Below are 23,278 nucleotides of genomic sequence, written 5' to 3'. Positions count from 1 at the left end.
AGCTCCGGCCTTAACCGGCCGGTTTGTCGCTATTCTAGCGTTGCCGGGGTCGGCAAGCCACAAAATCTTACCATTAGGGCACTAGCCGTCACGGTCGGCAAGCTGTTGCCGGGGCAGAATCCGCCCCATAGCCAAAGCCTCATAGGGGTCTTCGGGCGACAGCAGCATGTCCGCCACCTGCCGCAGCGCGTGTGCACGCGACCTGCTGGCGTAAAAACCGCCCGGCACCTGACTGGTTTGCAGAAGGTAATCGCGAAAGATGCGATAGGCCTGCGGATCAGGTGCATCGGGTGCCTGCAGGAAGTCGTCCAGTGTCTGTTCGGACACAAGGCCGGGTTTTTCATAAACGGCACGGCCAAGGGTCTTGACCGGAATGCCGCGCCACAGCGCCTGCTGCGCGGCGGTCGAATTGACTGTCACAACCGCACGGGCATGGGACAGGATTTCAGCCAGCTTGCCCCCGCGGATGTAATGCACCCGATCCAGAATACCCGCCGCTTCGGCAGCCGCATGGATTGCGGTGCGATTGCCGGCCCGCCCGTCTTCCAGCGGATGCGCCTTGAAAACCAGATGGTGATGGCGCGGGGCGGATCTTGCGAATGCAGCGACAACTTGCTGGATGAATTGTGCATTTTTGGTAAACGGCGAATGACCCAGAAAATTGGAATCATGTTCCAGCTGCATCGGCACCAGCGTATAGGGCCAGCCCGACAGGCGCAGCTTGCGCCACTGCAGGGTGCGCCGGACATTATAGGCGGGTGTCAGGATAAAGCGCCGCAGGTTCAGACGGAATTCCTGAACGACCGAAATGGCACGATGCCCGTGATAGGCGCGATAGCGTTTGTTGGCGACAAGAATCAGGAAATGATAGAAGGCACCATAGAACTTATGCTGTCGCATATCGCCCCAATGGGCGGGGGGGCGCCTGACCTCGTTGATCTGGTCCTGAAGAACGGCGCGCATCTGGTCCAGTGATATCCCCAGAAGGGCCGAATTGCCGTTGGATCCATGCCGTTCATAGGTGATCCAGTAGGGGCGCAGATAGCCTTCTTCGAACACGTGGAAACGGATGCCTGATTTTACGGCTTGGGATCTGGCATTGTCGTGGATGGCGCGAACATCGCCGTAAAGGACAATATCGGTCACGCCTTTTTGCCGGATCACCTCTGCCAGATGGTCCGGCCAATCTGTCAGATTACCCTCGTGGCGGATAAAGCGTGCCTTGTCTTTCCAGAAGAATTCATCGCCCGCATTGAAGCCGCAACGCCAGACCTCGGCCCCGGCAGAACGTAACAGCCTGCCAAGGCGGTCGAAGAACGGACCATGTGGACCCTGCAGCATCAGGAAAACACGGGGTTCGGGTTCCATTGTTGTCATGACAGTCCGGCCTTTCACCAGTCCGGCTTCTGCAGGCCGTCGCGGGTGCGTCTGACTGGTTGGTGCGAAATCATACATAGGCAACTTACAAAATATGCGCATCTTCACCGACACGTTACGATAGGGCATGCCACGAACCGGCCCTTCGATCCAGCGATTTTGTGCGGATCATGCAAATGGTAACCGTATCGCATCACCTGCTTGGTCCTTGATCGGGCAGGGGGGATGGCCTAGGTCAAATTCAAAGACGAAAAGGGATTGGCAATGTTTACGGGGATCATCACGGATATCGGTGTCGTCCGCACGGTCGAAATGCGCGGCGACATGCGCGCGCGGATCGGCTGCAGCTATGACATGGCGGGGGTCGAAATGGGTGCGTCGATTGCGTCGGACGGGGTCTGCCTGACCGTCGTGGCCAAGGGCGACGACTGGTATGACGTCGATATCTCGGCCGAGACCTTGTCTAAGACCAATATCGGCAGCAATGGCTGGCAGGTCGGCAAGCGTCTGAACCTTGAACGCGCGCTGCGTGTCGGTGACGAACTGGGCGGGCATATCGTCAGCGGCCATGTCGATGGCGTGGCGCGTATCGTATCGGCGGTGGATGACGGCGACAGCCTGCGCCTGACATTCGAGGCACCGCCCGAACTGGCGCGTTTCGTGGCGCCCAAAGGCTCGGTCGCGCTGAATGGCACGTCGCTGACCGTGAACGAGGTGAACGGCAACCGTTTCGGCATCAACCTGATCCCGCACACCCAGCAGGTCACCACTTGGGGGCATGCCGCCGAAGGGGATGCCGTGAATCTGGAAATCGACACGCTGGCCCGCTATGTCGCGCGTCTTGCCGAAGCCGGATAACACAAGCCCGACAACAGGGTCATCAAAGGACAGCCAGATGCAATTCGAACAACCCGGCCCGGTAGAGAGCACTCTGTCGGCAGTGATCGCCCCCACAGAAGAGATCATTGAAGAGGCCCGCAATGGCCGCATGTTCATTCTGGTCGACCATGAGGAACGCGAGAACGAGGGCGATCTGGTCATCCCCGCGCAGATGGCGACACCCGATGCGATCAACTTCATGGCCACCCACGGGCGCGGGTTGATCTGTTTGTCCCTGACCGCGGAACGGATCGACGCTTTGGGTCTGACATTGATGAGCCCCAAAAACTCCAGCCGTCACGAAACCGCTTTCACGGCTTCGATTGAAGCACGCGAAGGCGTCACCACCGGCATCAGCGCCCATGACCGCGCCCGCACGGTCAGCGTTGCCATCGACCCGTCCAAGGCCGCGGCAGACATTGCCACCCCGGGCCATGTCTTTCCTTTGCGCGCACGTGATGGCGGTGTGCTGGTCCGTGCGGGTCACACCGAGGCGGCGGTCGATATTTCGCGTCTGGCAGGCCTGAACCCTTCAGGCGTCATCTGCGAGATTATGAATGATGACGGCAGCATGGCGCGTCTGCCCGATCTGGTCGATTTTGCCAGACGCCACGGGCTGAAGATCGGCACAATCAGTGACCTGATCCGTTATCGCCGCCGCCACGACAACCTGATTGTGGAACGCAGCCAACGGGCCGTGACCTCGGCGTTCGGCGGCGACTGGATGATGCGGATTTTTGCAGATCAAACCCAAGGCACCGAACACATCGTGCTGACCAAGGGCGATGTGACGGGCGACGAACCGGTGCTGGTGCGGATGCATGCGCTGGACCCGCTGCATGATGTTCTTGGGGTGGGGCGCGAAAGTTCGGGTGGATTATCTGCCGCAATGAAAGCCATTGCGGATGAGGGGCGTGGCGCGGTCGTTCTGATCCGCGATCTGACCCATGCAATCGTCGATGCAACCGAGGCTGGCCCCCATACCCTGCGCCAATACGGCCTTGGCGCGCAGATATTGTCTGCACTTGGGCTGTCGCAGCTGATCCTTTTGACCAATTCGGCACCTGTTAAGGTGGTTGGGCTTGACGCCTACGGCCTTTCCATCCATTCCACCCGCCCTATCCCCAAGGATTAAGCAATGGCCTCGAACACGCAACACCACGAATTGGCACTGCCGCATTTTGACAAGCCCGTCCGCCTTCTGGCGGTTGTGTCGCCCTATTATAAGGACATCACAGACGGGATGCTGGCGGGCGCACATGCGATTGCCGCGCAGGCCGGTGCCACGCTGGACGTGATCGAGGTTCCTGGCGCGCTGGAAATTCCGACTGCGGTCGGCATGGCGCATCGCAGCGGTCATTTCGACGGCTTCGTCGCGCTTGGCTGTGTCATTCGCGGGGAAACGACGCATTACGATACCGTTTGTAATGACAGTTCCCGTGGGCTGACCTTGCTGGGGTTGCAGGGCGTCTGTGTGGGGAATGGCATTCTGACGGTGGAAAACCCCGAACAGGCACAGGTTCGTGCCGATCCGGACGGACAGAACAAAGGGGGCGGCGCGGCCGCAGCGGCGCTGCATCTGATCGCGCTGTCCCGTAAATGGGCAGGCGCGCGCAAAGACGCCGCCGTCCCGCATGATGTGATCCGCCTGGCGGGCGAGTTGGAAGGGCAAGGCAAAGCATGAGCGATATCGAACACGAGGGCGCCAAACGCCCCGACCGCCGGACGCTAAGCAGTGCCGCACGCCTTTATGCCGTGCAGGCGCTGTTCCAGATGGAGGCCGCAGGCCAGCCATCCGATCGCGTGATGCATGAATTCCGCAAATACCGTATCGATTTCGAAGACCGCGATGGCCCGACCGCCGAAGCCGATGAGGAGTTGTTCGAACGGATCGTGGATCACACCGTAATGTGGCAGTCGCGCATCGACCAAGCAACAGATCGCGGTCTGGTTGCCAAATGGCCAATTGACCGGATCGATCCGGTGCTGCGCGCAGTCTTCCGCGCGGCCGGTGCCGAGCTGGTGCTGAACCGCGCACCTTTCAAAGTCGTCATTACCGAATATGTGCGTCTTACACAGGCATTCTTTGCCGAAGGTAAGGAAGCCAAGTTTGTAAACGCGGTTCTGGATCACATGGCCCGCGAATTGCAGCCTGATTCCTTCGGATCCTAATCAATAGAAATCCGCATCAGAAAAAGCCCGGACCGAATGGTCCGGGCTTTTTTCGTGAAAATATGCTCGTTTTTATTGACCAATATGTCAGAAATGCATTCTATGGTGACTGGCTGAAGTCGTGACATATCTGTTAAATCACGTAGGGTCCGTGTCATCTGTGCAACAATTGTGATCGGCTACAGTGGTTTTAATACTGCTTACTTTGCGGGCAGTAACACAGATGTTTCAATCCGAATGTAACGTAAGGTAAGTCTATTTAACTGCCTAACCCTTGTTAATCTTCAACGCATCAGGGGTTTGCATAAGTCACGCTTTGGTTGCATCACCTTATATTTCAGCGATTATTCGGCGATTTATTGCCGATAAACGTCGAGGTCTCAATTTCTCACTTTTCCGAGACTGACGGGAAACATTTCCGGGTCTGTGAACCAGGGGGGGAGTTGGTTACTTGATATCCCAGCAGAGATGCTTCGGACCTTAACAGGGACGGATCGCTTACACTTAGGTCATGAGGACATGAAATGAAAAAAGTTACGTTGCTGACCGGCACCGCCGCTATCCTGACCGCATTGTCGGCTCCGGCATTCGCGCAGACCCAAATCGCCACCGGTGCTGATGCATCCGGCGTTTCGGCAATTGATGACGGCATCACCGACATCGAAGATAACGTAAGCGATAGCTTTGACCGCGCAGTCGACGCTGACCGTTTCGGTCCTGCTGACCGTCGTCAGGGTCTGTTCGGTACGATGTCGCTGAGCTATTCGGGTGCGACTGGTAACAGCGATACCCAAGATCTGGCTGTTGCTGGCCGCGTCAACTACAATCAGGGCCAGTTCGCACAAAGCGTTGGTCTGTCGGTTGAGTTCGGCGAAAACGACAACGGCGACAAAGACCAAGAAGATGTCAACGCGATCTATGACGCGCAGTACTACTTCAACGACAGCCTGTATGCATTCGCTTTGGGTCGTATCAGCCAGAACGGTCTGGTCGACGGCGTGCGTGACAGCAGCGCGCAGACTGACGAAGATTTCAACGCTGAATTCAGCGACCTGCGCCGCGATGCATTCTTGGGCTTTGGTCCTGGTTACCGCATCCTGAACACCCCCGAAACCACCTGGCGCGTTCAGGCTGGCGTTGGTGTGCGTTACTCGCAGACCGGTGCCCAGTACGCTGGCTTTGACGAAAACGGCAACACCGTTTCCGACTCGTCGGACACCGAAGTCGGTTACATCGCGTCCTCGCGTCTGTACCACCGCTTCAACGAAAACGTCTTCATCACGAACGACACCGACTATCTGGGTTCGAGCGATGCTGACGACGTGATCACCAACGAATTCGGTGTGAACTTCCGCCTGTCCGAGCAGCTGGCAACCCGTGCAAGCTACACCACGGAATACCAGGAAAACCGCACCATCCGCACCGACAACTCGCTCGGTCTGGCAGTGGTCTACGGCTTCTGATCCCAACCCTCGGGTATCTGAGTCTCTCTGGAAGGGCGGTCCGAAAGGGCCGCCCTTTGCTTATGCGCGGATCAGGAATAGGCGCCGGCGGAATAGGTCAGTTCATAGCTGTGGCTGTAGATTTCGAAGACGATGCCAAAGGGGTCTTCGACATAGACCATGCGATAGGGCTTTTCGTCGGGGAAATATTCACGCACGGGCATGCGTTGTTTGCCACCGGCTTCGACGATACGGGTCAGCAGGCCTTCCAGATCGGGGTCCTGAATGGCAAAATGGAAAGTGCCGTGGCGGCGGAAGTCCAGATTATTCTCTGGTGCCTGATTGCCGTCGAATTCGAACAGCTCGAACCCGATGCGATCAGCCGATGCCAGATGCGCGATACGCAGGCTGTTCCAGCCAGGGCCGAACACATCGGTGCACATCTGGCCGATGTCGCTGTCATCTTCCGTCACTTCGGTCGGACCCATGATGGTATAAAAACCCATCACTTCAGAATAGAATTTGACGGCCGCTTCCAGATCCGGAACTGAAAGTCCGATATGGGAAAAGCTGCGTGGAGTCGGTGTCATGTTGTGTCCTTTTCAATCTTGACTGACACCAAGCTAGACATTCACCCACCTGTTGTGAAATTATCATCCGCAATATTTTTGATAATTAAAGGTTATTATTTGTGTTGAACGCAGGGTGGTTGGAAACATTTATTACCCTCTGTGATGTTGGCCATTTTACCCGTGCCGCGCAGCAGATGGGCATGACCCAGCCCGGCGTATCGCAACATCTGCGCAAGCTAGAGGCGCAAATCGGTCACCCGCTGATTATCCAGCAGGGCAAGTCGTTTACCCTGACAGCCCAAGGCGAGGCTGTATTGAAACTGGGATATGAACGCCGCGAACAGGAACGCCAGCTTCGCCAGTCGCTGCAAGTGGATGATCCGGATCGGGGCGAGGTGCGGATTGCCTGCTCGGGCAGTTTTGCCTTGCCGTTATCGCCGCTGCTGCTGCCCTTGATGCAACACGCCCCATCGCTGTTGATCCATCTGGAGGCTGCACCGCAGGCTACCGTCCTTGAGGGGCTGAAACAGGGGCAGTTCGATCTGGGCATCCTGCGCCACGACCCCGCGCATCCGCGCCTGACGTCAGAACATCTGGGGCAAGAGGAATTATGTCTGGTCGTCCCCGATACATGGCCTGAAACGGTATCTTTCGACGACCTGCAAAAGGCGGGGTTCATCGCCCATCCAGACGGTTTCGCCTATGCCGACGATCTGTTTGCCCTGAATTTTCCGGATGAATTTATCGGTTCTGACGGTTTGCATATCAGGGCTTTTGTCAATCAGATCGGGCAGATACCATCACCTGTGGCCCGTCAGATCGGCTATACCCTGCTGCCCCGCAGCGGGATCGAGGCGCATCCGGATCGTGCCCGCCTGCGTATCGCCAAACTGGCCCGACAGCGTCATCACCAGCTGTGGCTGGTATGGCGCAAGGACCGGCCTATGGCCGCGCGGATGCGGGGGGTGGCCGATATTATCCGGCAGGTCGCGCAGCGGCTGGATCAAGAATAACGGCCTCTTTTACATCGTCATGCTATGGGGCAACCTGCAGGTGCGAAGATGGGGGCATGATGACGACAATGCGGTTACCTGACGGGCGGGATGTCCAAGCCATCGATCTGGCCAATGGCCGGATGACGGCCCGTGTGCTGACACTTGGCGCGATTGTGCAGGATCTGCGTATGACGGGTGTCGATCACCCTTTGGTGCTGGGCTGCCCCGACATCAGCAATTATCTGGATGAGGGAATGTATATCGGCGCGCTGGTGGGACGCTGCGCCAATCGCATCGCTGGCGCAAGTATTTGTATGGATGGGCAACGCCACGATCTGGATGCCAATTTTCGTGGTCGTCATACATTGCATGGCGGGCATGACGGAACGGCTGTGCACATCTGGCAGGTTCAGGATTGTCAGACTGACCATGTAACCCTTGGCCTGACATTGCCTGACGGTCATATGGGCTTTCCCGGAGAGATCAGCATAAGCGCACGGATTGCGTTGCAGGATGACGGCTTGGTTATTGATATCAGCGCCACGACGGATCGGGCGACGCCCTGTAATATTGTCCATCACGGCTATTTCGATCTGGACGGGCAGGGCGATATCAGCCGCCACCGGTTAAAGGTCAATGCGGCGCGCTATCTGCCTGTAGACGATGATCTGATCCCGCTTGGCCATCCTGCAACGGTGTCGGAAACGGCTTTCGATTTTCGCCAGTCCCGCATTTTGGGGGATCTGGCGGTGGATCACAATTTCTGTCTGCAGGACGCGAAAACCATCCGGCAGGTCGCCCGTTTACATGGCGAAAACGGGTTGTCAATGGTGGTCGAAACCGATGCCGTAGGATTGCAGGTTTACAATGGCGCACATTTTTCCGGTTTGCGCGGGCTAGGGGGTCGCATCTATGGGCCGCGTGCGGGGCTGGCGCTGGAAACGCAGGCATGGCCCGGTGCCGTCGGTCGGCCTGATTTTCCCGATGTTATCCTGCGCCGCGACGACACCTATCACCACCATATGGCCTATCGGTTTTCGCAGACTGCTTAGGCGAACGCCTCGGGGCGGTCGATGACAAGGCGGTCAAGGATCTGGCGGATATGACCCAGATGCCCGCGAAGTGCCTGCGCCGCAGCTTCAGGGTCGCGGGCGCGCAGGGCGTCCATGATGGCGCGATGTTCCGTAAAGGCGCTGGTCGCGCCAAAAGACAGGCTAAGGTAACGGGCGCGGTCCATATGGCCCTTGTTGTCCTTGACCAGCGTCCAGACAAATTCCAGCCCCGCGTCTATACAGATCTGGCGGTGGAACTGGTCGTCCAATGCGTGGAATTCGGCATAGCTGCTTGATTTGATCGCCGCTTCCTGTTTGTCGATCAGGGCGTCCAAGGCCGCGATGTTGTCCGGTGTCAGGGTGGTTGCCGCAACGCGCATCGTCTGTTCCTCAAGCGCGCTGCGGATAAAATAGGCCTGTAACACCGCCTCGGTCGAGATGGGGCTGACGGTGGTCGCCCGCTGTGGTCTGATCTGGATAAAACCCAGCTGTGACAACCGGTAAAAGGCATCCCGCACCGGTTGGCGCGACGCGCCCATGCGGGCTGCGACCTCGGCCTCGGACAGTTTTTCGCCGGGGGGTAATGTCAGGTTCACAACGCGTTCATAAAGCACGTCAAAGATTTGGTCGGTCACCGATTTGACGCGTGCGTCGTCCAGTATCGGCAGGTCGTTTGGCTGTTGGGGTAACACGCTGCTGCCTTTGGTTGACGCTTGTTGTAAACTAGCATATTAGTTGGCCGACAAAATGGCAAGCAAGCCTGAAGGAGTATTACGTGGCGCTTCTGGTCGAAGACAGGTTATTCCCCGTCGAACCGCATCTGCGCGATATGGCGCGCGATCTGTATGATCAGGTCAAGTCGCTGCCGATCCTTAGTCCGCACGGGCATACAGACCCGCGCTGGTTTGCGGAAAACCAGCCGTTTCCCGACCCTGCACAGCTGTTTGTGACGCCCGACCATTACGTCTTCCGGATGCTGTGTTCGCAGGGCGTGCCGCTGTCCGATCTGGGGGTTCCGCGCGCCGATGGCGGGATGACCGAAACCGATGGCCGCAAGATCTGGAACCTGTTTGCATCCCATTACCACCTGCTGCGCGGCACGCCGTCGCGGCTGTGGCTGGATCACAGTTTCCAGCATGTCTTCGGTATTGATCGCAGGCTGTCGGCGGATACGGCGGATTGGTATTACGACCATATCGCCGAATGTCTGGCCAAACCCGAATTCCGCCCGCGCGCCCTGTTCGAGCGTTTCAATATCGAGGCGATTGCCACCACCGAAGCGGCCACCGATGATCTGCGTTGGCATGCGATGATCCGCGACAGCGGCTGGCAGGGGCGGGTGCTGACCGCCTATCGCCCCGATGGCGTCATCGATCCCGAGGTCGAGGGTTTTGCAGGTAATGTCGCCCTGATGGGGCAGCAGACCGGTTTCGACACCACGACATGGGGTGGCTATCTGGACGCACATCGGGCACGGCGGGCGTTCTTTATCGAACATGGTGCCACATCCAGCGATCATGGCCATGCCAGCGCCCGCACCGAGGATCTGCCGCAAGCCGATGCCGCAGCCCTGTTTGCCAAGGCCCTGTCCGGCACCTGCACCGCCGAAGAGGCAGACGCCTTCCGCGGTCATATGCTGACCGAAATGGCAAGAATGAGCCTTGAGGACGGTTTGGTCATGCAGATCCACCCCGGATCGCGCCGCAACCACTCCGATCAGGTGATGTCGGTTTACGGGCGCGACAAGGGCTTCGATATTCCGGGCCGCACCGATTACGTCACCGCCCTGCGCCCCTTGCTGAATGCGGTGGGGATGAACCCCGATCTGACGGTGATCGTCTTTACGCTGGATGAAACCGCCTACGCCCGCGAACTGGCCCCCTTGGCGGGTGTCTGGCCCTGTCTGCGCCTTGGTCCGGCATGGTGGTTCAACGACAGCGCCGAAGGCATGCGCCGTTTCCGCGAAACGACCACCGAAACGGCGGGCTTTTACAACACCGTCGGGTTCAACGATGACACGCGGGCCTTCTGTTCGATCCCCGCACGCCATGACGTAGCGCGGCGGGTCGATTGTTCCTATCTGGCGACCCTTGTGGCCACCGGCCGTCTGGCCGGCGATGAGGCCGCCGAGGTCGCCCATGACCTGACCTATGGGCTGGCCAAGCGCGCATATAAACTTTGACGCACCCGCCAGCGACCTGACGTTTTCCGGAGGAGGAACCCATGACCCAAGTCGAGACCCGCCACGCCATCCATCCCGACCACGCCAAGGCGATGGATACCGATACCCTGCGCCGGAATTTTCTGGCCGAAGGGATGTTTCAGGACGGCCAGATCAATCTGGTTTATACCCATTATGACCGTTTCGTCATGGGCGCCGCTGTGCCTGCGGGCCAGACGCTGGTGCTGGACAAGATCGCGGAAACCAAGACCGCCGATTTTCTGGAGCGCCGCGAAATGGGCATCGTCAATATTGGCGGTGACGGCACGGTCAAGGCAGGCGACCAGTCGTGGGACATGAAACAGGGCGATGTGCTTTATCTGGGCATGGGCTCGGGTCCGGTCAGTTTTGCGGGGCAGGGGCGGTTCTATATCACCTCGGCGCCGGCGCATCGCGCGTTGCCTTGCCGTCTGGTCACGGTCGATCAGGCGAACGAGGTTCAGATGGGCGCGGCTGAAACCAGCAATAAGCGCACCATCCGCCAGTTCATCCACCCGCTGGTCATGGAAAGCTGCCAGCTGGTTCTGGGCTATACGACGCTGGAAGAAGGGTCCGTCTGGAACACCATTCCCAGCCATGTCCATGACCGCCGGATGGAGGCCTATCTGTATCACGGCATGGCCCCTGAATCGCGCGTGCTGCATCTGATGGGGGAACCGCAAGAAACACGCCATCTGTTTGTGGCCAACGAACAGGGTGTCCTGTCGCCGCCGTGGTCGATCCATTCGGGGGCCGGTATCGGCAGCTACACCTTCATCTGGGCAATGGCGGGCGACAACGTCGACTATACCGATATGGATTTCGTCCAGCCGGAGGATATGCGTTGAACCCCTTTTCCCTTGAAGGCCGCACCGCGCTGGTGACCGGCGCGAATACCGGTATCGGTCAGGCGATTGCCGTTGCCATGGCGCAGGCCGGTGCCGATGTGATTGCCAGTGGTCGCCGGGATTGCGATGAGACTTTGGCCCTGATGGGATCGGGTCGCCAGATGCGTCTGGATTTCGCCGATCCGATGGCCGCGCGCGATGTTTTCGCCGGTGAACGCATCGACATCCTTGTGAACAACGCGGGCATTATCCGGCGCGATGATGCCGTCGATTTTTCCGAGGCCGATTGGGATGATGTCATGGACGTCAATGCCAAGGCGCTGTTCTTCACCTGTCAGGCGTTTGCACGTGCGGCCTTGCCGCGCGGCGCGGGCAAGATCGTGAATATCGCCAGCCTGCTGTCGTTTCAGGGTGGTATCCGTGTGCCGTCCTATACCGCCAGCAAACATGGCGTAGCGGGCTTGACCAAGCTGATGGCGAATGAATGGGCGGCCAAGGGGCTGAACGTCAACGCTATCGCGCCGGGTTACATCGAAACCAACAACACCGAGGCATTGCGCGCCGACCCCGACCGGTCCCGCGCCATCCTTGAGCGTATCCCCGCAGGGCGCTGGGGCAAGGCGGATGATATTGGCCAGACGGCGGTATTTCTGGCAGCCCCCGCATCCGATTATATCAATGGTACTGTCCTGAACGTCGATGGAGGCTGGCTTGCAAGATAAGCTGCACCGCACCCCGTCCGATGCCCTCGCGGGCATCGTGCACCTTGGCCTTGGTGCCTTTTTCCGCGCCCATGGCGCGATCTACGTGGCCGAGGCGATGGCAGCTTCGGGCGGGGATTGGGGCGTGATCGGCGTGTCGTTGAAATCACCCGGAACGCGTGACAAACTGCGCCCGCAAGGCTGGGCCTATACGGCGGTGGAACTGGCCCCGACAGGCGAACGCCCGCAGGTGGTCACCGTGCTGCGTGATGTGCTGGTGGCACCGGAAGACCCGCAGGCGGTGCTGGATGCGATGGCCGATCCTGCCATCCGTATCGTCAGCCTGACAGTGACGGAAAAGGGCTATTGCCACGAACCTTCGACCGGTCGGCTGAACCGGAACCACCCTGATATTGACCATGACCTGACCAACCTTCTGCCGCAATCTGCCCCCGGATTTATTGTCCGCGCCCTGGCCGCCCGCCGTGCAGCAGGCACCGCGCCCTTTACGGTGCTGTGCTGTGATAACCTGCCGGAAAACGGTCGCGTGCTACGCGGCGTTGTGCTGGAACTGGCGGAACTGATCGATCTCGATCTGGCCGCATGGATCAAGTCGGAAGTGCGCTTCCCCTCGACCATGGTGGACCGCATCGTGCCTGCGACCAGCGCGCAGGACATCGACCGCGTGGCCGAACTGACGGGTGTGCGCGACGAAGCCCCTGTGATGCATGAACCCTTCCGCCAATGGGTGGTCGAGGATGACTTTGTCAACGGCGACCGCCCCGATCTGGGCGCAGTTGGCGTGCAACTGGTCCAGAATGTGACCCCCTTCGAACATATGAAGCTGCGGATGCTGAATGGCACCCATTCGACGCTGGCCTATCTGGGGTATCTGGCGGGACACGACACCATTGCCGCCACCATGGCCGATCCTGTATTTCCGGCTTTCGTCAAAGATCTGTGGCGGTCCGAGATTATTCCAGCCCTGACCCCGCCCGAAGGGGTCGATCTGGTTGCCTATGCCGATGCGTTGCACGACCGTTATGCCAACCCTTCCATCCAGCACCGCACATGGCAGATTGCCATGGACGGCAGCCAGAAACTGCCGCAGCGTATCCTTGGCACCATCGCCGAAGGGCAAGCAGCGGGCCGTGCGATGTCCGGCCTGACGTTGGCTGTGGCTGCGTGGATGCGCTATGTTTCGGGGCGTGATCTGGCGGGACAAATGATCGAGGTGAAGGATCCATTGGCCGACACTCTGGCCGATTTATGGCGCGATGATCCGGCCGAAACAGTCGCGGGCTTTTTGGCGCTGCAGCAGGTGTTTCCGGCAGCTTTGCGTCAGGACGCAGGTTTTGCCAACGATCTGGCCAAGGCGCTTACCGGACTGATGGATCAGGGCGCGGCGGCAGCCGTGGAACATGTCTGATCCGCTGGTTCTGGACCCTGCGGATAACGTTGCGATCCTGACGAAAAAAGGGATTGCACCGGCAGGACATAAAATTGCCCGCGCGGATATTGCGTTCGGGCAGGCGATCCTGAAATACGGCCAGATTATCGGCTATGCGACCGCTGATATCACTGCGGGCGATCATGTCCACAGCCATAACTGCGCTTTTGGCAAACATGATCGCAATTACCGGTCAGGATCGGGGCTGGCCGCGGCTAAGGCCGTGCTGGCGCGGTACGAAGCACCTGAAATGACATTCTACGGCTATCACAGGGCGGATGGTCGGGTCGGCACGCGTAATTTCATCGCGCTGGTTTCGACCGTGAATTGTTCGGCCACAGTTATCCGCCGCGCGGCTGAAGAATTGCGTATCGAAGGTGCGTTAGCAGATTACCCTAACGTGGATGGGGTTGTCGCATTCGCACATGGGTCCGGTTGCGGTATGGCGGACCACGGTCCTGGTTGGGATGCATTGCAGCGGGTTCTGACAGGCCATGCAGGTCATCCCAATGTCGGGGCCGCCCTTTTTGTCGGTCTGGGGTGCGAGGTGATGCAGATTTCCCGCATGAAGCGCGATCTGGGTCAGGCAGCGCGGTTCCACGGGCTGAGCATTCAGGAAAACGGCGGCACCCGTCGCACCATTAACGCCATCAAGGGCCGAGTACGTCAATTGTTGCCGCAAGTTGATGCCGAACGTCGCGCAACTGCCGGCGTGGCCCATCTGAGGATCGGATTGCAATGCGGTGGCTCGGACGGGTTTTCGGGTATAACGGCAAACCCCGCGCTTGGTGTGGCTTGCGATATGCTGGCCGCCCAAGGTGCATCGGTCGTCCTGTCGGAAACGCCTGAAATTTTCGGGGCCGAGCGTTTGTTGCTGGACCGCGCCGCATCCCCCGATATTGCCGGTAAGCTTCTGGAAAGACTGGATTGGTGGCAGGATTATGCGGCCCGCAATGGCGCGTCGCTGGATAACAATCCAAGTCCGGGAAACAAGGCGGGCGGGCTAACGACCATTCTGGAAAAATCGCTGGGGGCGGTGGCGAAGGCAGGCGGTACCCCACTGAACGCCGTGCTGGAATATGGCCAGACGATCACCGCCGCAGGGCTGAATTTTATGGATACCCCCGGATATGATCCGGTTTCGGTGACGGGCCAGATCGCGGGGGGCGCGCAGCTGATTGTCTTTACAACAGGGCGCGGTTCCGCATTCGGCTCCAAACCTGCGCCAACTATCAAACTGGCCACGAATGATGCACTTTTTTCGGCAATGCGGGACGATATGGATCTGAACTGTGGCGATGTCCTGACGGGCGTCTCGCTGACGGAAAAAGCAGGGCAGATCGTAGACATGATACTGGCCGTGGCATCAGGTCAACACAGTAAAAGTGAGGCTTTGGGCCTTGGCGATAATGAATTCCTGCCGTGGCAGATCGGTGCGGTGATCTAGGGTAAAGGGGCAGGGGCCCCTTTACCCTTACAGATCAATCCAAGGCGTGGATTGCAGCAGGAACCAAGGCACCGCGATGCATGATCACCTGACGGCTGAGGGCATGACCGGCCATAATGGCAGCGTGACAATCAGCCCCCATCAGCCAAGCGGCCAGATAGCCTGCATTGAAGCTGTCCCCCGCCGAAGTCGTATCGACCGGCGTTTCGGGCCGCAGGTCAGGCAGGTCGCCCTTGCCAAGCGCACCGTCAAAGGCCATCGGACCACCGCCGTTTTTCACAACGACATGACCAGCACCGGCCTTCAGATAGCGGGCGATGGTGGCCTGCGCGTCGGTATCGCCGAAATGCACAGCCTCGTCATCGTAACTGGGCATCATCAGGTCGGCGTGGGCTGCGGCTTCCTCGATCACGCGGCACATGGTGGCCTGATCATCCCATAAACGCGGACGCAGGTTCGGGTCGAAGACCACGGTGGTGCCAGCGGCGCGGGCAGTATCCAGCGCGGCCATCAGGGTCTCGCGGGCTTCGGGTGACAGAATGGCCAGCGTGATGCCGGACAGATAGGCCAGTTTGCAATCTTGCAAAGCCGCATCCAGCGCACCCGCATCATCGGCCAGCTTGCGCGCCGCCGAGGCACTGCGCCAATAGGAAAAGCTGCGTTCGCCGTCTTTCAGGCTGATTGCATAAAGGCCGATTTCACGTTCGGGGTCGCGCAGGATGTGGTCTGTGCCGATCCCTTCGGCTGTCAGGAAGTCGACCATTTTCTGGGAAAACTCGCCCGTTCCTACGCGGGTCAGATAGTCGATCTGCCAGTTGCGCGACATCAGGCGGCGCAAATACCATGCGGTGTTCAGGGTGTCGCCCGCCACGCCAAGACGCCACAGATCGGGCTGTTCAGTGGCGGAAAGTTCGACCATCGCCTCTCCGATGGAAATGATACGGGCCATATCGGTCGGTGTCCTTGTGCAAGAAAGAAGGCCGCCCCTATTGCGGGTTGGCCGCAAATGGGGCGGAGCGTCTTATTCGGTAAAGTAATCGGGCTGGGCTGCGGCCATTTCAGGCAGTTCGGTCAGCATCTGACGCAGGTGCAACCTGATGCCCGCATCGGCGGCATCGGCATTTCCGGCCTGCAAAGCCTCAAGAATGGCGCGATGCTGGGCGATGGTCTGGCTGCGGTCGAAAACCCGCATCGACATATGACGCAGGCGGTTCATCTGGGATTTCAGCCGTTCCAGATCCTGCCAGACCGCCGGTTGTCCCGCAGCAGTTGCGATCGCATGGTGAAAACGGTCGTCCGAGGCGATGAATTCGGCCACGTCCTTATCCTGATCGGCCTGTTGCTGGATAACCAGCTCGGCCTCCATCTGGGACAGATCGGGGCGCAATCCGGCGACCATACGGCACAGATCGCTCTCGACAGCCTCGCGGATCAGGCGCGCTGACAGGACCGACATGACCGAGATTTTGCCGATATAGGTTCCGCGCTGGGGCCGGATTTCGGCCAGACCTTCGCCTGCCAGACGGATAAACGCTTCCCGGACGGGTTGGCGCGACAGGCCGATGCGGTCGCCGATTTCGGTTTCGGAAATACGCGTGCCAGGCGGTAATTCACCGCGGATAATACGCTGGTACAGCCAGTCGTGGACCTGCTGGGCTGTGGATGCGGGGCGTGATAACATCGTTGTATGCGGCATCGAACTCTCCTGCCGCGACTATATGGTATACTTCCATACAAGTAAAGTCTGGTTGAGAGGCTGTTGCCGATAGACCTGTCAGGCAGATTTCGCCGCAGTCCGGTCGCACAGCCCATGGCGGCCCAGTGGCAACATCAGGGGTCGTCCGGACACGGTGTCGGGCATCACGACACATTCAAGCCCGAAGACTGTTCGAACCATGCTTTGGGTCAACACCTGATCGGGGCTGCCAAAGGCGTGGATCGCGCCTTTGCACATGGCGACCAGTTGATCGGCATAGCGTGCGGCAAGGTTCAGGTCGTGCAGAACCATTACAATTGTGGTGCCGCGGGCGCGGTTCAGGTCGACCAGCAGGTCCAGAACCTCGATCTGGTGGCAGATGTCCAGATAGGTCGTGGGTTCATCCAGCAGTAGTAGATCGGTTTCCTGTGCCAGCGCCATTGCGATCCAGACACGCTGGCGCTGACCACCCGACAGTTCGTCCACCGCGCGGTCGGCCAGATCCTGCGTGCCCGTGGTTTCCAGCGCCAAAGCCACAGCGCGATCATCGGCCTTGGTCCATCGCGACATCAAGCCGTGATGGGGATGACGGCCGCGCCCCACCAGATCGGCCACTGTGATGCCTTCGGGGGCGATCGGTGTTTGCGGCAACAGGCCCAAGGTTTGCGCCAGATAACGTGGCGGCATGGCGTGAATGGATTTGCCGTCCAGCAGGACGTGTCCCGCCTCGGGTTTCAGCAGGCGTGACATGGTTCGCAGCAGGGTCGATTTCCCGCACGCATTTGCCCCAACGATGGCCGTAATCTGGCCTTGTGGGATGGCCAGATCCAGTCCCTTAATGATCAGGCGGTCGCCATAACCGGCCGAGAGGTCGTGGGCGGCAAGGGTATGGTGGGGCATCAGGTCGCTCCGTTCTTATTGGCGCGGATGATCAGGAAAATCAGATATGGTGCGCCGATGGCGCCCGTGACAACGCCAACGGGGTATCGGCCGGGCAGCAGGAACTGACCCGCGTAATCGCCTGCCAGAACCAGCAGCGCGCCAACCAGCGCGGCGGGGATCAGCACCGATCCGCGCGCGCCGACAATGCGCGCCGCGATGGGGCCGGATAAAAAAGCCACAAAAGCGATGGGGCCGGTCACAGCCGTTGCCACCGCGATGATCCCGACAGCGGACATGGTCACGACCAGTCTTGTGCGCGCCACATCGGTGCCAAGCGCTGCGGCGGTGTCGTCGCCCAAACGCAACATATCCAGATCGCGCAGGCGGGTCATCAGGATGCCGCCGAACACAACCAGCGCCATGGCCAGCCATGTCGCTTGCTGCATCGTTGCGCCATTCAGGCTGCCGGTCAGCCAGCGCATGGCCTGTTGCAGATCCCACGCCGGTGCCTGCGCCAGAAAATAGGCGATTGCGCTGTCCAGCATGGATGAAACACCGATGCCGACAAGGATCAGCCGTGCCCCCGCGATGCCGTTGCTGAAAGACAGGCCGAAAATCAGCGCGGCAATCGCAAGTCCGGCGACAATCGCGCTGATCGCGACCATGGGGCCGTTCATGGACAGCACGACAATGGCAAAGACCGCCGCTGCGCTGGCACCTGCATTGATGCCGATGATATCCGGGCTTGCCAGCGGGTTGCGTAGCATGATCTGAAACGCCGCTCCGCCCAGCCCGAAGCTGAAGCCCGCAAGAACCGCCAGCACCGCGCGCGGCAGCCGCAGATGACCGACGGTAAAGGATGCGTCCGGCACCTCATGGCCCAGTAGGACGTGCAGGACATCCATTGGCGGGGTAAACGACTGTCCCAGCATCAGGCTGAGGGCAAAGACCACTGTCAGGCTGGCCAGAAGGGCCGTGATGATGGTCCGGTATTGCATCTGGCGGCGTTGCTGCGACAGGCGCAGCTTGGCGATGGTGCTGTCCATGGTCACAGGCTCCGAATGCGCTGGCGTCTAACGATCCAGATAAAGAAGGGTGCGCCGATCAGGGCGGTGACGATGCCTACCTGCAATTCGGCGGGCCGGACAAGGATGCGTCCTAGCGTATCGGCCATCAGCAGCAGACATGCCCCGCTTAGCGCCGACAAGGGCAGCAGCCAGCGGTGGTCCACCCCCGTCAACAGCCGGCAAAGATGTGGCACGACAAGGCCGACAAAACCGATTGGCCCGCAGATAGCTGTCGTTGCGCCGCACAGCAAAATGGCCGAAAGCGCCGCCATCGCGCGGGCTACGGCGGTGTTTTCGCCCAGTCCGCGTGCCAGATCATCGCCAAGGGCCAGCATGTTCAGCCGGCGCGCTGTCGGGATGGCCAGCACAAATCCGATGACCAGAAAGGGCAATACCTGCGAAATCCCCGCAAATGTCGCCCCGCCGACGCCGCCGATTTGCCACGACCGGATACCGCCAGCGATATCGTTGCGGGGCAGGACAATGGCAATGATCATGGATGACAGGGCAACAGATGTTGCTGCCCCCGCCAGCGCCAGCTTCAATGGCGTTGCACCGCCCCGACCAAGCGATCCGACGGCATAGACCAGCACTGCCGCGACGCCTGCACCCAGAATTGCCGTCCAGACATAGGCGCCCAAGGTGGACATACCGAACCATGCGATGCCGATCACCACCGCCAGCGATGCCCCCATATTGACGCCCAGAATGCCCGGATCAGCCAGCGGGTTGCGTGTCACGCCTTGCATGATTGCGCCTGCCAGCCCCAGCGCGCCCCCTGCCAGCACCGCCAACGCCGTGCGCGGGATGCGCGCTGCGATGGCTGCCTGACTGATGTTGTCGGTTTGACCCTGCAATGCGGCCATCATATCGGCCAATGCGACATCACGCGTCCCGATGGCCACCGACAGGGCACAAAGCACCACCAGCACCAAAAGCATGGCGCCCAGCCAGACCATACGGCTTGTCATTCTGCGTTTTGCGCCGCTTCCGCCAGTTGTGCGACGTAACCGGGCAGGACATAGGGGATGGCCAAGGGCGTCGGATTGGCGGCGGCAGCTTGCGGACCATCGCCCAGCATAACAACCGCATCATTGGCCACCGCAGGCATGCGCGACAGCAGCGGATCGGAGCGCATCAGATCCAGCAGGTTCTGCCCGCCATAGGTCACGATGATATCGACGTCATCGAACATATCGATACGCTCGGCACTGACCGAGCCCGAAAATTGCCCCGCCCGGGATGCCTGCAGAACACTTTCAGGGGAGGTTAATCCAAGATCCTCGAAGAACCGCACGCGGGAGTCATTGGCGGTATAGAAGTTCACAACGCTCAGGTCTGTCGGGTCCAGATGGGTTACGAACATGGCAGTCTTGCCCTTAATTTGCGGGTGTTCGGCCACTGCCTTGGCGATCAAATCCTCGGCCTGGGCAATCAGGGCATCGCCTTCGGCGGCCATCCCCATGCCTGCACTGTCAAAGCGGATCATGTCGCGCCATCCTGTCGTCCATTCCGCCTCGGGGTAGGCGACGACGGGGGCGATCAGCGACAGCGTGTCGTAATCGGACTGGCTTAGCCCCGAATAGGCCGCCAGAATGACATCAGGGGCCGAGGCTGCGACGGCCTCGAAGTCGATACCTTCGCCTTCATCGAACAGCGGTGGCGGCGTTGCGCCCAGTTCGGCGATGCGCGCAGTGACCCAAGGCAATATCCGGTCATCGTCATCATCGCCGAAACTGGCACCCGGAAAGCCCACGGGAATGACACCAAGCGCCAGCGGCACTTCGTGGTTGGCCCAGGCCACGGTGGCCACGCGTTCGGGTTTGACAGGAATGGTCGTGGTGCCAAGCGCATGGGTGATGGTAACAGGGAAATCCGCATCCTGTGCCCGGGCGGGCAGGGTAAGGACAAGCATCGCGCTGGTGGCCAGCGATGTCATACAGAAACCGGCTTTGGTGGACATTCGCGATACCTCGCTGATAAATCACATCTAAATACAGCGATTTTCAGAACCGAAACCGCAGGCGTCGCATTTTGGCGACAGTTGTGCAGTTTCTGACAAAAAACATCGGAATTGGCAAGACGATTGCTGCCCTGCGGCGTAGAAGCGTCCCCGCAGCGAACCGGCGGGTCTGTTTATTGCCAATCCCGAACCGGTAGCCAGAGAAAAAACACAATTTGCGGAATTGGGATATGTCGATCATGACACATAACGGACACCGTGCAGGGGTACGGGGAAGGGCGCTGATCGCAGCGCTGTTGGGATGCAGTGCGATTGTGACGGTCGGCGCGACCGGCGCAAGGGCGCAGGCGACCAATGATGACGTCATCGTGCTGGACACCATTGTCCTGCAAGGCGATGGCGACGGCACGGCTGACGGTTCGTTTGTCACCCTGCAATCCGGCGGTGCAGGCAGGCTGGAAACGCCGTTCCTTGACAGCTCGGCTTCGGTTTCCGTGATCACCGAGGCGGAAATCCAGGAACGCGGTGCCTCCAGTGTCGAAGAGGTTCTGCAATACAGTGCGGCTGTGTTCACCGACCAATACGGCGCGGACAACCGTTATGATTATTACATGATCCGCGGCTTTGACGCCTATGCCTATCGTGACGGCCTGTCGCTTGGTACGCCCTTCGGCGGCGTCCGCGAAGAAACCTATGCATTCGATCAGGTCGAGGTGCTGAAAGGTGCCAATTCCACTGCTTATGGCGTGTCCGATCCGGGCGGTTCGGTCAATTACCGCACCAAGCTGCCGAAATCCGAACGTTTTGCTGAAAGCTATGTCACCGCCGGTTCGTTTGATCGCGCCGAGGTCGGCGTCGATTTCGGCGACAATCTGACCAAAGATGACACGCTGTCCTATCGCGTCACCGCCAAGGTCAGCAAAGGCGAACTGGAATACGACGAATCCCGCGACGACGAAAAATTCTTTATGGGCGGCCTGACATGGCGTCCCTCGGACGCGACCAGTGTCAGCGTGGTGGTCGATGTTCTTGACATCGACTCGACCCCCGGCAGCGGCGGCTTCCCCGAAGGTGGGGATTTCGACCGCAGCGAATATTTTGGCGAACCGGATTTCAATTATCTGACCACCGACCGCACCTCGACCACGGTGATGCTGGATCATGATTTCGGCGGCGGTCTAAGCCTGAACAGCAGCCTGCGCTATAGCGATATCGAACAGACCTTCGGCTACGTCTATGTGTCCTCGACGCCGACGACCGGCACGATTGCGGGGCGTTCGGCCTTTACGCAGGACAGTTCGGGTCAAAGCGTCATCGGCGACGCGCATCTGCAATATGACGGCTATTTCGACAAAATCGACAGCCGTTCGGTTGTCGGTGTCGAATACAGCAAATCGACCGCGGACGAGGTTCTTGGCTTTGACAGCGCCACCAGCATCGACTGGACAAACCCCGTCTATACCGGTGCGCCCGACAGCGTCGCCACCTATTCGGATACGCTGACCGAACAGCGCGGCCATGCCATCTATGCTGAACAGGAACTGACCTTTGCGGGCAAATATGTCGCCTCGGCTGGTGTGCGCCATGACTGGCTGGACACGAAGGTTGTAGACAATCTGTACGGGACGACCAGCCGCGCCGATATCAGCGAAACCACCGCGCGCGCAGGCCTGACCTATAAAGCCACGAACGAGCTTTCGGTCTATGGCAGCTATGCCCAATCGGTGGTGCCCGCCAGCGTCGGGTTGGAGCCTGAACGTGGCGAACAATACGAGCTGGGCGTGAAATACGCACCACTTGCATCGCGTGCGACCTTCAGCGCCGCCATCTATGACCTGACCAAGAACAACATCACCCAGACCGATCCGGTCACCTATGTTGAATCGACCATCGGTGAAGTCCGCGTTCGCGGACTGGATCTGGAAGCCAAGGCCGAATTGACGCCGAACGTCAGCCTGACCGCCGCCTATTCCTATATGGACAGCAAGATCATCGAGGATGACGATGACAGCACCGAGGGCAATAATCTGTCCTTTGTGCCCGAACATCTTGCATCGCTATGGGTGCACTACCTGTTTGAGGGCGAGGGCAACCGTGGCGATCAGACCGTTGGTCTGGGTCTGCGTTATATCGGGTCCTACTATTATGACGATGCCAATACGGAATCGACGGGCGCCCATACGCTGGTCGACGCCTCCTATTCCTATCAGATCAACGACCAGACCAAGCTGGCGCTGAATGTCACCAACCTGCTGGACGAAAAATACGTCGCCTATGGCGGCTTCGGCTCCGACTTCTATAACGAAGGCCGCGAGTTTACGGCCACGCTAAGCCACAGCTGGTAATACTGAATGTGATCGGGCAGTTGTTAAAAGGCTGCCCGATCAAACCCAGAAGCGGTCGCGAAATTTCGGATCAGTTGCTAAAGAGGTGGTCGCAGGAATTCGGACCAGTTGCTAAGCTTTAGCGATTGACGAAGGACTGACCTGAGATGACGAAACGAAAGCGCTATTCTGCGGAGTTCAAGGCGAAGGT

At 59.4% G+C, this 23,278-nt stretch carries 22 protein-coding genes; 13 read left to right on the top strand and 9 right to left on the bottom strand.

Annotation, left to right across the window (positions count from 1 at the left end; all coding sequences use genetic code 11):
- Positions 1–81 precede the first annotated feature (81 nt).
- Entirely contained in the window at positions 82–1,377 is a 1,296-nt protein-coding gene (locus tag DWB67_RS14340; RefSeq protein WP_119808263.1) for a capsule biosynthesis protein, read from the bottom strand.
- A gap of 264 nt (positions 1,378–1,641) precedes the next feature.
- Here DWB67_RS14340 and DWB67_RS14335 point away from each other — a divergent pair, with 264 nt between their 5' ends.
- The 5 genes from DWB67_RS14335 to DWB67_RS14315 all read left to right on the top strand — a co-directional run bounded on the left by DWB67_RS14335 (position 1,642) and on the right by DWB67_RS14315 (position 5,891).
- The gene (locus DWB67_RS14335) at positions 1,642–2,235 is read left to right on the top strand and encodes a riboflavin synthase (RefSeq protein ID WP_119808261.1); all 594 of its coding nucleotides are present in this window, start codon (positions 1,642–1,644) and stop codon (positions 2,233–2,235) included.
- A gap of 37 nt (positions 2,236–2,272) precedes the next feature.
- On the top strand, positions 2,273–3,391 hold the full coding sequence (ribB, locus tag DWB67_RS14330; RefSeq protein ID WP_119808259.1) for a 3,4-dihydroxy-2-butanone-4-phosphate synthase: 1,119 nt from the start codon (positions 2,273–2,275) through the stop codon (positions 3,389–3,391).
- Between the two features lie 3 nt (positions 3,392–3,394).
- Positions 3,395–3,940: a 6,7-dimethyl-8-ribityllumazine synthase gene (locus DWB67_RS14325; RefSeq protein ID WP_119808258.1), complete on the top strand. Its 546-nt coding sequence runs from the start codon at positions 3,395–3,397 to the stop codon at positions 3,938–3,940.
- Positions 3,937–4,428 carry a transcription antitermination factor NusB gene (gene nusB, locus DWB67_RS14320; protein WP_119808256.1) on the top strand — a complete coding sequence of 164 codons (492 nt, stop codon included), beginning with the start codon at positions 3,937–3,939 and terminating at the stop codon, positions 4,426–4,428. The genes DWB67_RS14325 and nusB overlap by 4 nt, the downstream gene beginning before the upstream one ends.
- Before the next feature lie 539 nt (positions 4,429–4,967).
- Positions 4,968–5,891 carry a YdiY family protein gene (locus tag DWB67_RS14315; RefSeq protein ID WP_255418687.1) on the top strand — a complete coding sequence of 308 codons (924 nt, stop codon included), beginning with the start codon at positions 4,968–4,970 and terminating at the stop codon, positions 5,889–5,891.
- Positions 5,892–5,962: 71 nt separating this feature from the next.
- Here the strand turns inward: DWB67_RS14315 and DWB67_RS14310 are convergent, their stop codons facing one another.
- Entirely contained in the window at positions 5,963–6,460 is a 498-nt protein-coding gene (locus DWB67_RS14310) for a lactoylglutathione lyase family protein (RefSeq protein WP_119808252.1), read from the bottom strand.
- 101 nt (positions 6,461–6,561) lie between these two features.
- Here DWB67_RS14310 and DWB67_RS14305 point away from each other — a divergent pair, with 101 nt between their 5' ends.
- Both DWB67_RS14305 and DWB67_RS14300 read left to right on the top strand, forming a co-directional pair.
- On the top strand, positions 6,562–7,455 hold the full coding sequence (locus DWB67_RS14305) for a LysR family transcriptional regulator (protein WP_119808250.1): 894 nt from the start codon (positions 6,562–6,564) through the stop codon (positions 7,453–7,455).
- Positions 7,456–7,511: 56 nt separating this feature from the next.
- Positions 7,512–8,489, top strand: coding sequence for an aldose epimerase family protein (locus DWB67_RS14300; RefSeq protein ID WP_119808248.1), 978 nt, complete (start codon positions 7,512–7,514; stop codon positions 8,487–8,489).
- On the opposite strand, the gene DWB67_RS14295 is transcribed toward DWB67_RS14300, so the two are convergent.
- Entirely contained in the window at positions 8,486–9,181 is a 696-nt protein-coding gene (locus DWB67_RS14295) for a GntR family transcriptional regulator (RefSeq protein WP_255418686.1), read from the bottom strand. The two genes, DWB67_RS14300 and DWB67_RS14295, sit on opposite strands and share 4 nt — an antisense overlap.
- 83 nt (positions 9,182–9,264) lie before the next feature.
- Here DWB67_RS14295 and uxaC point away from each other — a divergent pair, with 83 nt between their 5' ends.
- From uxaC to DWB67_RS14270, 5 genes are read left to right on the top strand one after another with little or no spacing between them, the layout of a single operon-like run.
- A complete protein-coding gene (gene uxaC / locus DWB67_RS14290; protein WP_119808246.1) occupies positions 9,265–10,671 on the top strand; it encodes a glucuronate isomerase in 1,407 nt (468 codons plus the stop codon).
- 41 nt (positions 10,672–10,712) lie between these two features.
- The gene (gene kduI / locus DWB67_RS14285) at positions 10,713–11,537 is read left to right on the top strand and encodes a 5-dehydro-4-deoxy-D-glucuronate isomerase (RefSeq protein ID WP_119808244.1); all 825 of its coding nucleotides are present in this window, start codon (positions 10,713–10,715) and stop codon (positions 11,535–11,537) included.
- The gene (gene kduD, locus DWB67_RS14280) at positions 11,534–12,259 is read left to right on the top strand and encodes a 2-dehydro-3-deoxy-D-gluconate 5-dehydrogenase KduD (RefSeq protein ID WP_119808242.1); all 726 of its coding nucleotides are present in this window, start codon (positions 11,534–11,536) and stop codon (positions 12,257–12,259) included. Before kduI ends, kduD begins: the two co-directional genes overlap by 4 nt.
- Position 12,260: 1 nt before the next feature.
- Entirely contained in the window at positions 12,261–13,667 is a 1,407-nt protein-coding gene (locus DWB67_RS14275; RefSeq protein WP_370453598.1) for a mannitol dehydrogenase family protein, read from the top strand.
- Entirely contained in the window at positions 13,660–15,135 is a 1,476-nt protein-coding gene (locus DWB67_RS14270) for a UxaA family hydrolase (protein WP_119808238.1), read from the top strand. The genes DWB67_RS14275 and DWB67_RS14270 overlap by 8 nt, the downstream gene beginning before the upstream one ends.
- A 34-nt stretch (positions 15,136–15,169) precedes the next feature.
- Here DWB67_RS14270 and DWB67_RS14265 read toward each other — a convergent pair whose 3' ends face one another.
- The 6 genes from DWB67_RS14265 to DWB67_RS14240 form a co-directional block, all read right to left on the bottom strand.
- The gene (locus DWB67_RS14265; RefSeq protein ID WP_119808236.1) at positions 15,170–16,084 is read right to left on the bottom strand and encodes a sugar kinase; all 915 of its coding nucleotides are present in this window, start codon (positions 16,082–16,084) and stop codon (positions 15,170–15,172) included.
- Positions 16,085–16,156: 72 nt separating this feature from the next.
- Positions 16,157–16,831 (bottom strand): GntR family transcriptional regulator, encoded by a 675-nt coding sequence (locus tag DWB67_RS14260; protein ID WP_119808234.1) that lies wholly within the window; start codon positions 16,829–16,831, stop codon positions 16,157–16,159.
- A gap of 78 nt (positions 16,832–16,909) precedes the next feature.
- Positions 16,910–17,731 (bottom strand): ABC transporter ATP-binding protein, encoded by an 822-nt coding sequence (locus tag DWB67_RS14255; protein ID WP_119808233.1) that lies wholly within the window; start codon positions 17,729–17,731, stop codon positions 16,910–16,912.
- On the bottom strand, positions 17,731–18,759 hold the full coding sequence (locus DWB67_RS14250) for an iron chelate uptake ABC transporter family permease subunit (protein WP_119808231.1): 1,029 nt from the start codon (positions 18,757–18,759) through the stop codon (positions 17,731–17,733). The genes DWB67_RS14255 and DWB67_RS14250 overlap by 1 nt, the downstream gene beginning before the upstream one ends.
- Before the next feature lie 2 nt (positions 18,760–18,761).
- The gene (locus tag DWB67_RS14245) at positions 18,762–19,751 is read right to left on the bottom strand and encodes an iron ABC transporter permease (RefSeq protein WP_119808229.1); all 990 of its coding nucleotides are present in this window, start codon (positions 19,749–19,751) and stop codon (positions 18,762–18,764) included.
- Positions 19,748–20,743, bottom strand: a complete 996-nt coding sequence (locus tag DWB67_RS14240; protein WP_119808227.1) for an iron-siderophore ABC transporter substrate-binding protein — start codon at positions 20,741–20,743, stop codon at positions 19,748–19,750. The genes DWB67_RS14245 and DWB67_RS14240 overlap by 4 nt, the downstream gene beginning before the upstream one ends.
- Positions 20,744–20,973: 230 nt before the next feature.
- Here DWB67_RS14240 and DWB67_RS14235 point away from each other — a divergent pair, with 230 nt between their 5' ends.
- Complete coding sequence (locus DWB67_RS14235) at positions 20,974–23,088, top strand: TonB-dependent siderophore receptor (RefSeq protein WP_119808225.1); 2,115 nt, start codon at positions 20,974–20,976, stop codon at positions 23,086–23,088.
- The last annotated feature ends 190 nt before the right edge of the window (positions 23,089–23,278 follow it).

The sequence above is a fragment of the Paracoccus sp. JM45 genome (genome assembly GCF_003590715.1).
In the GTDB taxonomy this organism is placed as follows: domain Bacteria; phylum Pseudomonadota; class Alphaproteobacteria; order Rhodobacterales; family Rhodobacteraceae; genus Paracoccus.
This window is presented reverse-complemented; position numbering and strand designations above follow the sequence as displayed.